This is a genomic window from Vibrio sp. SCSIO 43137 (assembly GCF_028201475.1).
GTDB lineage: Bacteria > Pseudomonadota > Gammaproteobacteria > Enterobacterales > Vibrionaceae > Vibrio.
The window spans coordinates 33,001-47,245 of sequence record NZ_CP116383.1 but is presented as its reverse complement, the minus strand read 5'-3'; the positions used below and the strand labels follow the sequence as shown (position 1 = coordinate 47,245).

General features: G+C 44.3%; 13 protein-coding genes. 2 read left to right on the top strand and 11 right to left on the bottom strand.

The features are described from left to right. Positions 1-271: 271 nt before the first annotated feature. Entirely contained in the window at positions 272-889 is a 618-nt protein-coding gene (locus PK654_RS00195) for a c-type cytochrome (protein WP_271696930.1), read from the bottom strand. A 195-nt stretch (positions 890-1,084) separates the two neighbouring features. Between PK654_RS00195 and yihA the strand changes: the two genes are divergently transcribed. Continuing rightward, positions 1,085-1,750, top strand: a complete 666-nt coding sequence (yihA, locus tag PK654_RS00190; protein ID WP_271696929.1) for a ribosome biogenesis GTP-binding protein YihA/YsxC — start codon at positions 1,085-1,087, stop codon at positions 1,748-1,750. A gap of 555 nt (positions 1,751-2,305) precedes the next feature. On the opposite strand, the gene PK654_RS22980 is transcribed toward yihA, so the two are convergent. The 3 genes from PK654_RS22980 to hemB all read right to left on the bottom strand — a co-directional run bounded on the left by PK654_RS22980 (position 2,306) and on the right by hemB (position 7,062). Continuing rightward, positions 2,306-2,353, bottom strand: coding sequence for a hypothetical protein (locus PK654_RS22980; RefSeq protein ID WP_438356636.1), 48 nt, complete (start codon positions 2,351-2,353; stop codon positions 2,306-2,308). A gap of 193 nt (positions 2,354-2,546) precedes the next feature. After that, on the bottom strand, positions 2,547-5,327 hold the full coding sequence (gene polA, locus PK654_RS00185; protein WP_271696928.1) for a DNA polymerase I: 2,781 nt from the start codon (positions 5,325-5,327) through the stop codon (positions 2,547-2,549). Between the two features lie 694 nt (positions 5,328-6,021). Beyond that, on the bottom strand, positions 6,022-7,062 hold the full coding sequence (hemB, locus tag PK654_RS00180; protein ID WP_271696927.1) for a porphobilinogen synthase: 1,041 nt from the start codon (positions 7,060-7,062) through the stop codon (positions 6,022-6,024). A 142-nt stretch (positions 7,063-7,204) separates the two neighbouring features. On the opposite strand from hemB, the gene PK654_RS00175 reads away from it, so the two are divergent. Continuing rightward, positions 7,205-7,966 carry a TatD family hydrolase gene (locus PK654_RS00175; protein ID WP_271696926.1) on the top strand — a complete coding sequence of 254 codons (762 nt, stop codon included), beginning with the start codon at positions 7,205-7,207 and terminating at the stop codon, positions 7,964-7,966. A 60-nt stretch (positions 7,967-8,026) separates the two neighbouring features. Here PK654_RS00175 and tatC read toward each other — a convergent pair whose 3' ends face one another. The 7 genes from tatC to rmuC all read right to left on the bottom strand — a co-directional run bounded on the left by tatC (position 8,027) and on the right by rmuC (position 14,190). Further along, positions 8,027-8,794 (bottom strand): twin-arginine translocase subunit TatC, encoded by a 768-nt coding sequence (gene tatC, locus PK654_RS00170; protein WP_271696925.1) that lies wholly within the window; start codon positions 8,792-8,794, stop codon positions 8,027-8,029. 76 nt (positions 8,795-8,870) lie between these two features. Continuing rightward, positions 8,871-9,257, bottom strand: a complete 387-nt coding sequence (gene tatB, locus PK654_RS00165) for a Sec-independent protein translocase protein TatB (RefSeq protein WP_271696924.1) — start codon at positions 9,255-9,257, stop codon at positions 8,871-8,873. A 3-nt stretch (positions 9,258-9,260) separates the two neighbouring features. Beyond that, positions 9,261-9,512: a Sec-independent protein translocase subunit TatA gene (gene tatA, locus PK654_RS00160; RefSeq protein WP_271696923.1), complete on the bottom strand. Its 252-nt coding sequence runs from the start codon at positions 9,510-9,512 to the stop codon at positions 9,261-9,263. Between the two features lie 57 nt (positions 9,513-9,569). Continuing rightward, positions 9,570-11,204, bottom strand: a complete 1,635-nt coding sequence (gene ubiB / locus PK654_RS00155) for a ubiquinone biosynthesis regulatory protein kinase UbiB (protein ID WP_271696922.1) — start codon at positions 11,202-11,204, stop codon at positions 9,570-9,572. Next, positions 11,201-11,806 carry a ubiquinone biosynthesis accessory factor UbiJ gene (locus PK654_RS00150; protein ID WP_271698737.1) on the bottom strand — a complete coding sequence of 202 codons (606 nt, stop codon included), beginning with the start codon at positions 11,804-11,806 and terminating at the stop codon, positions 11,201-11,203. The genes ubiB and PK654_RS00150 overlap by 4 nt, the downstream gene beginning before the upstream one ends. A 37-nt stretch (positions 11,807-11,843) precedes the next feature. Further along, on the bottom strand, positions 11,844-12,626 hold the full coding sequence (gene ubiE, locus PK654_RS00145) for a bifunctional demethylmenaquinone methyltransferase/2-methoxy-6-polyprenyl-1,4-benzoquinol methylase UbiE (RefSeq protein WP_271696921.1): 783 nt from the start codon (positions 12,624-12,626) through the stop codon (positions 11,844-11,846). A 49-nt stretch (positions 12,627-12,675) separates the two neighbouring features. Then, a complete protein-coding gene (gene rmuC, locus PK654_RS00140) occupies positions 12,676-14,190 on the bottom strand; it encodes a DNA recombination protein RmuC (protein ID WP_271696920.1) in 1,515 nt (504 codons plus the stop codon). Positions 14,191-14,245 lie beyond the last annotated feature (55 nt).

Below are 14,245 nucleotides of genomic sequence, written 5' to 3'. Positions count from 1 at the left end.
AGGCATCCTGCCTTGAGACAATAATCTACACCTGTCAGATGAATCATCAACCAGCGCAGATCACACATTGCCAAATTTTCAGAGCAATTTTTTACTCTAGTTACAATTCATACAGTTAGGAAGATGGTTTGGTAGAAGAAATGGGCGATCTCTTACAAACGCAGAGGCAAAACAGACAGAGGTAGGAAATGCAGGCAGGTAATCAGACAGCAAAAATCACCGCAAAGTAGCATACTCTGCGGTGATAAGACTTAATCAGATAGGGGCTAGCTTAGTGCAGACCGCCAACGTACTTAGAAAGTGTATCGATCTCTTCTTCAGTAAGAAGTGCAGCGATATCTCGCATCATTGCATTCAAGTCATTATTTCTGCTGCCAGACTTAAATTTATCAAGCTGTATCTTGATGTAGTCTGCGTGCTGGCCGGAGATTTTCGGGAAACCAGATAATTCAGTACCGTTTCCGCGTGGGCCGTGACAAGCAACACATGCTGTAAGGCCTCTCTCAGCATCACCAGAGAGATAAAGCACTTTGCCTTGCTCTACAACATCTTCCGGTGTTGAGTTATCGGAAATCGGCAGAGAGGCGTAATATGCACCCAAATCTTTCATATCCTGCTCAGTAAGAGCCACAGCCATCGGGCTCATAACTGGGTCATAGCGACCTTTCTTACCACCAGAAGTGGCGCCCAGCTTCAGATCTTTAAGCTGTTTAGCCAGATAAGTAGCGTGCTGACCTGCAATTTTTGGATACTGTGTGATTAAACTGTTGCCTGTCGCTGTATGACATGCTGCACAGGTGATGGACTTCGCTTTACCAGCTTCAATATTACCTTGGGCCCAAACAGAGAAGCTGGCGAACAGCCCCAAGATTAGCGCTAATTTTTTCATGACATTCCATTATAATTATGAGGGTTTGAATCATATCTAAACCGGCTAAAATAGCCCGGCATAAATAAATAAACCTTTAAGCTTCCAGAACCACGTATTCTTGTTATAGCGTGATACAATAGGTGACTTTATTACCTTCCACGGTTATTTTACACAATTTAACAAAAAAGCAATCAACTGACTACATAAAGTCAGATGGAGTTAACATTGAGCGTCAAAATACATTATCAAAATACGCATTTCATCACCAGTGCACCAGATATTCGTCACTTACCAGAAGACCAAGGAATCGAAATTGCGTTTGCAGGACGCTCAAATGCGGGAAAATCCAGCGCACTTAACCGACTGACTAATCAGAGAAGTTTAGCCAAAACCAGTAAAACGCCCGGGCGTACTCAGCTTATCAACCTGTTCAAAGTTGATGAGAACTGTCACATAGTGGATCTACCGGGATACGGCTTTGCTCAGGTTCCTCTGGAGATGAAAAAGAAGTGGCAGAAATCTCTGGGAGAGTACCTGCAAAAACGCGAATGTCTGAAAGGTTTAGTGGTACTGATGGATATCCGTCACCCAATGAAAGATCTCGATCAGCAGCTTATTTACTGGGCGATAGAGTCTGATATTCCGGTACAGGTTCTGCTGACCAAAGCGGATAAGCTTAAAAGCGGGGCGAGAAAAGCTCAGTTATTGAAAATCCGTGAAGCTTCACTGGCCTTTGGCGGTGATGTGTCTGTTGATGTGTTCTCTTCCCTGAAAGGCATAGGCGTCGATCAATTAAGACGCAAACTGGATGGCTGGTTTGCTCCTGCCTTCACTATGGAAGCGGAAGAAGAAGTCTCAGATACTGATGACGAAGCCTAAAGCCTGACAGCAGATATAAAAATCCCCACCATTCCGGTGGGGTAAACGGGAGAGAATTTTAGTATTTATTATTATTGGTCGGATCATTCATGATTTACTGATAAAACTCAAGCTTGTTGACCCTTCCCTTTTGCCATAACTTCCTTTCACTCTTTACCTTCAAGTTTCAATAACCATACAAAACAACAGGTTGAATCCACTTCACCTTCTTATTTACGTCATTTTTTTCTTTTTAAAAAGAATCATATTTGTGAAGAATAAAAATTACAGATTGAAAATTTAATTACAGTTTTATTACCAGATTGTTTTCTAAAAAGCTGTGCTGAATTTTAGCTGAGCTTTTTCAGAAACCCTCAGCGGTTTGATAGATAAAACTGCAGTGGAACCTGTATTAGCAACCGGGAAGCAGACTGAGCTAGTTATGAACTAAAAGATAATTTAGATCTTGAATAACAATAAGTTACTTTAATTTATTGATATGAGAAACAAGAGAGGGAAAATTTTCTTTGCCACAAGAAAAAACGCCCCAGTCAAATACTGACTGGGGCGGCTGAATTAGCCTAATCCAATAACGTGAAACAAAAGGTCTGAAAGATAGAACATCTTACCTCTGTACCCTACGAGAGTTAATGTACAACAATTGATCGAAATTGGAAACCGTTTTTGTAGTTTTTTTTCACTTTATTTTCGATAAAGTACATAAGTGACTGAAGTCACATTACTTTATTAAGTTAAAAAAAAAGCCAGCTAGTGTGCGCTGGCTCATGAAATTTTCACATTTTTAATCGAAAAGTGTTTAGTGTGCCTGATCCCAGTTATCACCATGACCTGCATCAGCAACCAGAGGAACGGCAATTTCTGCTGCAGATTGCATTATTTCCTGTATTTTTATTTCAGTTTCGGCCAAACAGGACTCTTCAACTTCAAATACTAATTCATCGTGTACCTGCATCAGCAGACGGACTTTATCTCTACCTTCTTTCTGCACCCACTTATCCACCAGCAGCATGGCTTTCTTAATAATATCTGCCGCCGTTCCCTGCATAGGGGCGTTAATTGCTGCCCGTTCTGCTGCTTTCCGGCGCATACCATTTCTCGACTTAATCTCAGGAAGGTGCAGCTTACGGCCAAATAACGTCTCTACATAGCCTTTCTCTGACGCCTGTGCACGGGTGTCTTCCATGTACTGAAGTACGCCCGGATAACGCTCAAAATAGGTATCCATGTATGACTGAGCTTCATGACGCGGAATGCCCAGTTGCTTGGCGAGACCAAATGCGCTCATTCCGTAGATCAAACCAAAGTTAATTGCCTTAGCCCTGCGTCTTTGCTCACTACTGACACTCTCTATGTCCACACCCAAAATCTCAGCAGCTGTAGCAGCGTGAATATCTTTACCGTGTTTAAAGGCATCCAAAAGAGCCTGATCACCAGACAGGTGCGCCATAATTCTCAGCTCGATCTGAGAGTAGTCGACTGCCAGAATCTTCCATCCGTGAGGTGCAATAAATGCCTGACGTATTCTACGCCCTTCTTCATTACGGATCGGAATGTTCTGCAGGTTTGGATCGGTAGAAGACAAGCGGCCGGTCGCAGTGACTCCCTGATGATAAGAGGTATGAACACGGCCCGTTTCCGGGTTAATCATCTTAGGAAGTTTATCGGTATAGGTAGATTTAAGCTTCGCCAGTCCGCGATACTCAAGAATTCTCTTTGGCAGAGGGTAATCAAGAGCCAGTTCCTGCAGAACTTCTTCATTGGTTGAAGGAGCGCCTGAAGGGGTTTTCTTGATCACCGGTAGCTCCATTTTTTCGAACAAAATAGCCTGAAGCTGCTTAGGTGAACTCAGGTTAAATGTTTCCCCGGCGATTTCGTAGGCTTCCTGTTCCAGCTTATCCAGACGGGCTGCAATCTCCTGAGACTGAGCTGAGAGCAACATATCATCGATAAGTACCCCTGTTCTCTCAATTCTCGATAGTACCGGTACCAGAGGCATCTCTATCTCTTTGTAGACAGAGGTCAGCTTCTCATCACCTTCCAGATAAGACTGAATACGATTATGCAGCCTCAAGGTAACATCAGCGTCCTCAGCGGCATATGGCGACGCCTGCTCAAGGTCAATCTGGTTGAAAGTCAGCTGCTTTTTACCTTTGCCGGCCACACTTTCAAATGAGATGCAGCTATGTTGCAGGAAGCGTAACGCCAGACTGTCCATATCATGCTTACCGCCAACGCTGTTATAAACGTAAGAAGCCAGCATGGTATCGTGTTTAATACCTTTCATCTCAATGCCATAGCGGGCAAGCACACTGGCATCATACTTAAGGTTTTGTCCGACTTTGGCCTGATTCTCGTCTTCCAGTATCGGTTTTAGTTTATCTAGCACCCACTCTCTGCTTAACTGCTGAGGCGCATCAAGGTAGTCATGTGCGACAGGCACATAAGCAGCCACGCCTTCTTCTACGGCAAAGGAAACACCAACTAAGTTAGCTACCATATAGTCTAAATTGTCGGTTTCAGTATCGAAGGCAAATAGCTCAGAAGCTTTTAGCTTTTCAAGCCACTCATCAAATTGTGCTTCATCCAGAATGGTCTGATACTGGCTTCTGTCGATCGTCACTGCACTATGATCAGCTTCGGCTGGTTTTGCAGAAGCTCTGCCTGACTTTTCGTCAGCCTCAACTTCTCCGTTTCCGCCTTCCAGAAGCTCATTCAGCCAGGATTTAAATACCAGCTGACCATAGAGTTTAATCAACTCATCTTTGTCAGGAGTGCTCTTAATCAGGCTATCTGCCGACTGTTCCAGCTCAACATCCAGTTTAATGGTTGCCAGTTCATAAGAGAGGAATGCATTTTCTCTGTTTTCCACCAGCTTTTTAGACATGGTTTTTGAACCACGGAAGCCCAATGGAGCAATATCGTCCAGATTAGCGTAGATTTTCTCCAGGCTACCAATACCCTGAAGTAACGCCGTGGCGGTTTTATTACCCACTCCCGGTACACCCGGAATATTATCAACCTTATCTCCCATCAGAGCCAGATAGTCGATAATCAGCTCTGGAGGAATACCAAATTTTTCTACAACCCCTTCTCTGTCCATAACAACATCTGTCATGGTATTGATCAGGGTAATATTGTCATCAACCAGCTGTGCCATATCCTTATCACCAGTACTGATAAGCACCGGCATTCCTGCTTTAGATGCCTGAGCAGCGAGAGTTCCGATAACATCATCAGCCTCTACACCCGGAATAGAGATAAGTGGCAGCCCCATCGCCTTAATCACATTATGTAACGGCTCTATTTGACAACGCAGATCATCAGGCATCGGCGGGCGGTTAGCTTTGTACTCCGGATACATATCATCGCGGAAGGTTTTTCCCTTAGCATCAAAAATAACGGCAATGCGCTCACTGGAAAACTGCCTCATCATACTGCGAAGCATGTTAACTACTCCATAAACTGCATTGGTAGGAATGTCACCATTACTCATGGTTTCCGGGTAGGCGTGAAAAGCCCGGTATAGATAAGATGAGCCGTCAATTAATATAAGTGGATTTTCAGGGATGCTTGCCATGCGTTAATCAGTCCAAAGATGAGCAAAAATATCTGCTTAGAATGCCATGAACTGCCTTTAGAATCTATCAGGAGAGAATTTCATCATAGGTTAAAACCAGCAGATCATCTCACACCCTATCTGTGGATAAGTCTGTTTGTATTTTCTGATCAACCCCTTAAAACTTGTCAACAACTCAAGATCACAAAGAGACAAGCACAGTAAAAACAACAACTTAATCAAATGAAAACTGACTCTAAAAAGATCCTTAAATGATCAGGTAATGTGGAAAAATTCTTACTATGCTATCTATTAGTTACTTAATCTGGTGAGATTTACAGAAGAAATTTCTGAATTTCAGATAAAAGAAAGCGACACCTTTCGATGTCGCCTAGCCTGAATAGGTTAAGTGAAATGTCATTAGTTAAAAGTTCACTTACCCGAAAGCTTAATTACACTGGAAGCAATGTGAGCAATGTCGTGTCATTCAGAATGTGTTAGTGCAAGTGGTAAGAGATTAACGACTGTCATATCTAATCTCTTGTTACTTTTCACTTATCCCTCAAGACAAGGTAATAATAACCATTCTCATTTAGAATTCAACCCCTAATTGAGAAAAATTCTCATTAATTTTAAAAAACAATAAAAATCAATACATTAAAAAAGCTGACAATCTATTGCCAGCTTCTTGCTTCTCTGTTCAGGTGATCAGAGATCAGTCAGACAGAGTTTGTTTGGCTTTAGCATTATCTTCTGCAAGCCATAACGCGACATCTTTAGCAAAGTAGGTCAGGATGCCATCGGCTCCGGCACGCTTAAAGCACAACAGAGACTCTAATACTGTCTCTTTCTCTTTCAGCCAGCCATTCTGAATGGCAGCCTTATGCATGGCGTACTCTCCGGACACCTGATAGGCAAATGTCGGAACCTGTAGCTCGGCCTTAACACGGCGAACAATATCCAGATATGGCATACCCGGCTTCACCATCACCATGTCAGCACCTTCATTGATATCCATAGCCACTTCATGCAGTGCTTCATCACTGTTGGCAGGATCCATCTGGTAGTTCTTTTTGTCTCCGCCTTTCAGGTTTGATGCTGATCCGACCGCATCCCGGAACGGGCCATAATAGTTAGACGCATATTTAGCAGAGTAGGCCATTATCTGAGTGTGAATATGTCCGGCTTCTTCCAGCGCTTCACGAATTCTGCCAATACGACCATCCATCATATCCGATGGGGCAACCACATCAGCACCAGCCTCAGCATGAGACAGCGCCTGCTTGATCAAAACTTCTGTGGTTTCATCATTCTGAACATAGCCGGTTTCATCAATAATGCCGTCTTGTCCGTGTGTAGTGAACGGATCCAGCGCAACATCAGTAATCACGCCCATTTCCGGCACATGCTCTTTAAGAGAACGAACCGCACGCTGTACTAAACCTTCAGGATTATAAGCTTCAGCAGCACAAAGACTTTTCACGTCCTGATTTACAACCGGAAACAGTGCAATAGCAGGTACACCCAGCCCAGCTAACATCTGAGCTTCTTCCAGCATCAGATCAATAGAAAGACGTTCAACGCCCGGCATAGACTCAACCGTTTCACGACGGTTTTTGCCCATCAGGATAAACATTGGGTAGATAAGATCACTCGCAGAAATCTGGTTTTCTGCCATTAAACGACGACTAAAATCGTGTTTACGCATACGACGCATACGGCGTAGTGGAAATTGACCCTGAATAGAAACAGACACTTGATGCTCCTTGCCTAAATAAATTTTTCTGAATCATATCATCCAGAGTAAAACTGTTGAGGGAATTAAAGCAGAAATTCTCTCTAGAGCACAAAATCAGGATATACTCAGCCTATTAAATCTCCCTAATTCAAAGAAAAAGATGATTGATACTCACGCCCATATTTATGCCGAAGAGTTCGACAAAGATCGAGAAGAAGTGATTCAACGTGCATTGTCACAAGGCATAAACCAAATTCTGATGCCAAATATCGATCTGGATTCAATCGAACCTATGCTGAATACAGAAAAGCGCTATCCGGATGTCTGCCGTTCCATGATGGGGCTTCATCCCTGTTATGTGGATGCATCGGTTGATCAGAAGCTAGCGACGGTTTACAGCTGGTTTGATAAGCACAGCTTTATCGCCGTTGGTGAGATTGGTACCGACCTATACTGGGACAAAACTTTCCGCGCAGAGCAGGAGAAAGCCTTTGTCACTCAACTTAACTGGGCTAAAGAACTAAAGCTTCCGGTTGTTATCCATACCAGAGACTCTATAGAAGAGACATTAGCCTTGCTTAAGAATGAGCAAGACGGCTCTCTGGGCGGCGTTTTTCACTGTTTCGGTGGCACCCTTGATGAAGCTAAAGCCATTACCGATCTGGGCTTTCACTTAGGGTTAGGCGGCGTTTCTACTTTTAAGAATGGTGGCATGGACAAGGTAATCCCCTATCTGAACTTAGAGCAGGTGATACTTGAAACAGACTGCCCTTACCTTGCGCCGGTTCCTCACCGCGGTAAGCGCAATGAACCCGCTTATACAGAACTGGTCGCTGCCAGAGTGGCAGAGCTCAAACAACTTGAACTGGCAGAAGTCGATAAAATAACAACAGAAAATGCCCGCTCTCTTTTCAATCTATAGTCATCTAAAAAACTATAGCCATCAAAAAAGGAGTCTTTCGACTCCTTTTTCAATTTAGTTCTACTTATCTTCTGCTTCCGCTTTATCTGCTTCTTCCCTTGCTTCATCTCTGTTGGTATAGAAACGGGCAAAGAAGAGTCCGACTTCAAACAGTAAACACATCGGAATGGCCAGCAACGTCTGAGAAATCATATCCGGAGGCGTCAGCATCATACCCACGATAAAGGCAGCCACAACAATATAAGGCCGCTTTTCTGATAGCGATTTTGGATCCGTTGCACCAGTCCAGCAAAGCAGAATAATGGCTACCGGCACTTCAAAGGCAACGCCAAATGCCAAAAATAGCGCCAATACAAAATCCAGGTAGCTGGCGATATCGGTCGCAAACTCTACCCCGCCTAAGGAGATAGCGGTAAAGAAGCCAAATACCAGAGGAAATACGACAAAATAAGCAAATGCTACACCGCAATAAAACAGCAAAGAGCTGGAAAACAGCAGCGGCATAATTAGCTTACGTTCATGCTTATACAGCCCGGGAGCGACAAACGCCCACACCTGATAAAGAATAAACGGCACCGCTACAAAGATAGATGCGATCAAAGTCAGTTTTAACGGAGTAAAGAAAGGGGATGCAACATCGGTTGCAATCATTGTTGCCCCTTCAGGCAGACGCTCAACTAACGGAGACGAAATAAACTCATAGATATCGTTGGCAAAATAAATTAGTCCGATAAAAATAACTAAAACTGCCAGCATCGCCCTTAACAGACGATTGCGCAGTTCAAGAAGATGACTAATTAAAGGCTGCGTTTGCTCAACTGAAGACATACTTAACCTCGTGTAAAAACAAAAAGAGCTGCAGACACGGCAGCTCTATCGCAAATAGGCTGAACAGGTTCATTGCCTATAATTCTGGTTTTTTCTGTTCGGATTTACTTTCTGCTTTCGGCTCTTGATCTCCGGATTGACTCTCTCCGGAGATAGGCGACTGGCTAGCCTCTGCAAATGGTCTTTGCACATCAGCAGCAGCCTGCTTAAGCTCTTCGACGGAAGCTTTCAGGTCAGGAGCAAGCTCCTCCATTCCCATTTTTTCCGCCTTCTTCAGATTTTCCTGTAACTCCTGAACTTTAAGTTCATGAGCAAGTTCATCCTTCACACCATTTGCCATCGCTTTAGCGCCACTAATAAACTTAGAGACACTACGAATGGCGACAGGTAATCGCTCAGGTCCTAAAACAACCAAGCCTACAACAGAAATTAATACCAGTTCCCAAAAACCGATATCGAACACGGCTTATACCTGCTCTTTATCTTTTTTCACTTCTTCAGTTGAAGAAGCTTGTTCTTTTTGCTCAATATTCTTTGGCTCAAAGTCCGCATCTTTGGTTTCCGCAGTCTTAGCAGAGTCTTCATCATTCATAGCTTTCTTGAAGCCCTTCACTGCAGATCCTAAATCACCACCCATATTGCGCAGTTTTTTAGTTCCGAACAACAATACAACGATTACAGCAATAATGAGTAATTGCCAAATACTGATACCACCCATTCTATATACCTCGGGGATTTTTAGTGAAAATCGAAAACATAGTGACAAGTGTACAGATTATTTACTGTGTACTCGCCAACTAAGAAGCCAAAATGTGATGCCTGCGATACCACTACCTATTGTAGGGTAGATATTCTCTGCCGAGATAAGTATTGCAGAACAAATAACTAATGTGGAGCCAATACCAAACAACAACTTTCCTTTAGCATGTTGCTTCTTGGTTTCCCTGTACCCAGAGTATAGCTGATCCATCTTCTGGTTCATCGCTTTACCCTGTTTCAGGCTATCATAAAGTAGCTCCGGAAGTTCCGGAAGCCTTTCCGCCCAAAACGGTGCACGCTCTTTAACGGCATTAATCACAGCCTGAGGGCCAACCTGATTCGCCATCCACTGCTCAAGAAACGGTTTTGCCGTCTCCCATAGATCAAGCTGAGGGTAAAGCTGCCTGCCCAAGCCTTCAACGTAGAGCAGCGTTTTCTGCAACAGAACTAACTGAGGCTGAACCTCCATATTAAATCTTCTGGCCGTATTAAACAGGTTTAGCAGGACGTGTCCGAACGAGATTTCGCAAAGAGGCTTGGCAAATATCGGTTCGCATACGATACGGATAGCGAACTCAAATTCCTGAACATTGGTATCCGGTGGTACCCAGCCAGAGTCAACGTGCAACTCGGCCACTTTGCGGTAATCACGGTTAAAAAACGCCAGGAAGTTTTCTGCCAGATAGCGCTTATCATCACTGTTTAAAGTGCCGACAATGCCGCAGTCTAAACCTATCCACTGTGGGTTTTCCGGATGTTCAGGTTTAACAAAAACATTTCCGGGGTGCATATCTGCATGGAAAAAACTGTCACGGAACACCTGAGTAAAGAAGACGCTTACCCCTCGTTCCGCCAGCAGCTTCATATTGGTACCGTTGGCTTGCAGACCTTCAATATCTGACACCTGAATACCGTATATCCGCTCCGATACCATCAGGCTTTCACTGCTGAAATCAGGAAGGACTTCCGGCACATAAAGCTCTTCACTATCGATAAAGTTTCGTCTTAACTGAATAGCGTTTGCCGCTTCACGGCGTAAATCCAACTCATCGATCAGTGTTTTCTCATACTCACGCACCACTTCAACAGGCTTTAACCGGCGCGCATCCGGGGTTGCCTTGGCGACAATCTTTGCCATGCGGTACATAAGCCTGATATCAGCATCAATAACCGGCCGGATATCAGGTCGAATAACCTTAAGAACCACTTCCTGCCCGGTCTGTTTTACCTTTGCGGTATGTACCTGAGCAATGGACGCAGAGGCAAGAGGCTCAATATCAAAATCAGTAAACCACTCTTCCAGCGGACCGCCTAACGCCTGTTCCATCTGCTGCTTAGCCAGAGCGCCATCAAAAGGCTCAACTTTATCTTGTAGCAATGCCAGCTGATCAGCAAGGTGGGGAGGAAACAGGTCGCGACGGGTAGACATCATCTGGCCGAACTTAATCCATACCGGACCCAGTTCCTGCAATGCTAAGCGTAACCTTACACCTAACGGTTTCTCTGAGTGCTTGTTTTTTAGCCAAAACAGTGCTTTACGCGCAAGCAATGGCGCCTTAGTCAGATCATGTTCAGGAATCAGCTCGTCAAGTCCGTACTCTAGCTGAACCTTAGTAATTTGATAAAGCCGGCGAAGCTCTGCTGGTCTCATGAGCACTCCAATAACTTGTTCAATCTGGCTTCAAGCTGTTTATAGTGCTGCGTCACGTCATCCACCTGGTCACAAAAATAAGCCACTTCAAGCGGAGCTGGTGCAATTTTCCACTCTTCTGTCAAAACCTGAGCCAGATGATTCTGATGTTTTTCAGCGCGCTTCTTCGCCCAGCAGCCGATATCTTTTGCTCCCTGAACCAATGTGTGGGCAACAATATCTCCGGTGACCCGGGACAACCACTCTTCCAAGTCCGGCTTACACGCTTCCATCAGTTCAGAAAACTGCTGAGCCAGTTTGATATCACCCTCAAGTTCGATCTTTTCCTGTTTGATAAGGCGGGTGATATTGTTTTTATCCCGCAGTTCAGGCAACACAGAAAGGTGCAACGAAAGATAACAGTCTGGTTTGCCTTCGTACCCTGCAAGAACATCAACCTGCTGACTGAATACAAAAGTGAGATCTTTTTTCAGCTCAATCAGATGAAGCTGCAATACCTTTCCTTTCAGGCGGGATAAACGGCGTCCGAAATCAGGATTATCATTAATCAGAGTGTTAATTGCGCTTTCAATGGCCGCCGTTGCTAACTGGTCTACCGGCATCATTCCCAAAGACATGGTTCCCACTGACATAGTTTCCTCAGAATTTGTATCCGCGGTGGAGTGCAACAATACCGCCAGTCAGGTTATAAAAACTGGTTTGTTCAAAACCGGCTTCATCCATCATACCTTGCAATGTTTTCTGATCCGGGTGCATTCGAATAGACTCGGCAAGATACTGATAACTCTCAGCATCGTCCGCCACCAGCTTGCCCATTTTCGGCAACAGGTGGAAAGAGTAGGCATCATAAATCTTCGACAAAGGCTCAAATACTGGTTTAGAAAACTCCAGCACTAACAGACGGCCGCCCGGTTTAAGAACCCGGAACATGGAACGCAGAGCTTTATCTTTGTCGGTAACGTTTCTTAAACAGAAACTGATGGTGATGCAATCAAAGTAGTTATCGGGAAATGGCAGCTCTTCTGCATTGGCCTGAACATAGTGAACATTACCCACCACACCACTATCTCTGAGCTTGTCTCTGCCGACATTCAACATTGAGTTGTTGATATCCGCCAGTATTACATGGCCCTTCTCACCGACAATACGGGAAAACTTAGCGGTAAGGTCACCGGTACCACCGCCAAGATCTAAAATTTTCTGGCCGGGACGGGCACCACTACAATCAATGGTAAAACGCTTCCAGACTCTGTGAATTCCGCCTGACATCAAATCGTTCATGATGTCGTATTTTGCTGCTACTGAATGAAAAACTTCAGCAACCTTAGTAACTTTCTCTTCCTTTGCTACAGTGGTGAAGCCAAAATGTGTGGTCTCTTCCTCTGACACAGCTGAGTTTGTGTTTATGCTTATATCTGTCATTTTCTACCTCATTAGCAACACCTTGAACTGTCGAAGGAATTGCGAACGATTAGTTTACTTTATCCTCAGCCTGATGTCTTTCTAGTAAAACATCATTTTGCGCAATTTCAGTAATGCTATCCGGTATCGAACGTTTTACCTCTACTCCAAGCTCCTTAAAACTTTCAGCCTGCCGGATAACATTTCCCCGGCCGGTAGCCAGTTTATTCATGGCTCCCTGATAGGAACTGTTTGCTTTATCCAGTGACTGGCCAATCTGCTCCATATCAGTAAGAAACAGACGAAGCTTATCGTAGAGCCGGCTGGCTTTATCAGCGATCACTTTGGCATTCTGGTTCTGCCGTTCATTTCGCCACAAGTTATCTATGGTTCTTAATGCCACCAGCAGTGTAGTAGGGCTAACCAATATTATATTGTTCTCCATGGCATCTTTAACCAAACTTGCGTCCGCTTCGATGGCAATCTGAAACGCTGGTTCCACCGGGATAAACATCAATACGTAATCCAGGCTCTGTATTCCTTTCAGCTTTTGGTAGTCCTTTTGACTCAAACCACGAATATGTGCTTTCAAAGCCTGAATATGTTCTGCCAGCGCCTGACTTTTCTCCTGCTCCGTTTCAGCATTAAAGTATCGCTCATAGGCGACCAATGCCATTTTGGAGTCAATAACCACCTGCTTATCGTGAGGCAGGTGAACAATAACATCCGGCTGATACCTTTTACCGGCTTCGTTTTGCAGGCTAACCTGAGTCTGGTATTCGTGCCCTTCCCGCAATCCGGACTCAGCAAGAACCCGGGCAAGCACTACCTCTCCCCAGTTGCCTTGCTGCTTGTTATCCCCCTTTAGCGCCTGAGTCAGGTTTAGGGCATCTTTGGTCATCTGTTCATTAAGCTTCTGTAAGTGGCGGATTTCATGAACCAGGGTATGGCGCTCTTTGGCTTCATTGCCGAAACTGTCATTAACCTGTTTTTTAAAACCTTCTAACTGCTCCTTCAGCGGCGAAAGCAATCCATTCAGGCTCTGTCTGTTTTGCTCATCAACCTTGGCGGTTTTAGCTTCAAACAGTTGATTGGCAAGGTGCTCAAATTGTTGCTTCAGCCGCTGCTCCGCATTCTCCAGCAGTTGCAGCTTTTCCTGACTGGCTATGCTCTCCTGCTGGTATCTTGCTTCTTTTTCCCTAAGCGTACCTTGTAACTGAGAACACTCTGATTTCTGGAATTCAAGCTGCTCAGCTAACTGGCTACGTTCAAAACTGATCTGTTCAAAATGGCGAAGTTTCTCCATCGCCGCCATTAACTTGCCATGTAATTGCTGCTGCTCCATGACGGATTTGTCCCTTTCAATATCCAGCCGGTCTAGATCGTTATTCGCTTTAAGTAACTCTTTTTCTAACTGGCTATTTTTCTCAAGCAATAACTGATTCTCAGTAAGCCACTTCTGTTCAGCCATCATTGAACGGTATTTTGCCTTCTGCACAATCCACCAACCGGTAATCAATGAAAACAGTCCGCCACTAAACAGAGCCGTTACAACCAGTTGCTGATGTTCAATTATCCATTGCATATCTATACCTGAGTTCTTACTGATTATTGGATGTTATTTTGATACTGGATAAATG

What these genes read in the sequence shown, in the direction of transcription:
- PK654_RS00195 (WP_271696930.1), bottom strand. Translation starts at nt 889, where the DNA reads ATGAAAAAATTAGCGCTAATCTTGGGGCTGTTCGCCAGCTTCTCTGTT.
- yihA (WP_271696929.1), top strand. Translation starts at nt 1,085, where the DNA reads ATGGAGTTAACATTGAGCGTCAAAATACATTATCAAAATACGCATTTC.
- polA (WP_271696928.1), bottom strand. Translation starts at nt 5,327, where the DNA reads ATGGCAAGCATCCCTGAAAATCCACTTATATTAATTGACGGCTCATCT.
- PK654_RS00175 (WP_271696926.1), top strand. Translation starts at nt 7,205, where the DNA reads ATGATTGATACTCACGCCCATATTTATGCCGAAGAGTTCGACAAAGAT.
- tatC (WP_271696925.1), bottom strand. Translation starts at nt 8,794, where the DNA reads ATGTCTTCAGTTGAGCAAACGCAGCCTTTAATTAGTCATCTTCTTGAA.
- tatA (WP_271696923.1), bottom strand. Translation starts at nt 9,512, where the DNA reads ATGGGTGGTATCAGTATTTGGCAATTACTCATTATTGCTGTAATCGTT.
- ubiB (WP_271696922.1), bottom strand. Translation starts at nt 11,204, where the DNA reads ATGAGACCAGCAGAGCTTCGCCGGCTTTATCAAATTACTAAGGTTCAG.
- PK654_RS00150 (WP_271698737.1), bottom strand. Translation starts at nt 11,806, where the DNA reads ATGCCGGTAGACCAGTTAGCAACGGCGGCCATTGAAAGCGCAATTAAC.
- ubiE (WP_271696921.1), bottom strand. Translation starts at nt 12,626, where the DNA reads ATGACAGATATAAGCATAAACACAAACTCAGCTGTGTCAGAGGAAGAG.
- rmuC (WP_271696920.1), bottom strand. Translation starts at nt 14,190, where the DNA reads ATGCAATGGATAATTGAACATCAGCAACTGGTTGTAACGGCTCTGTTT.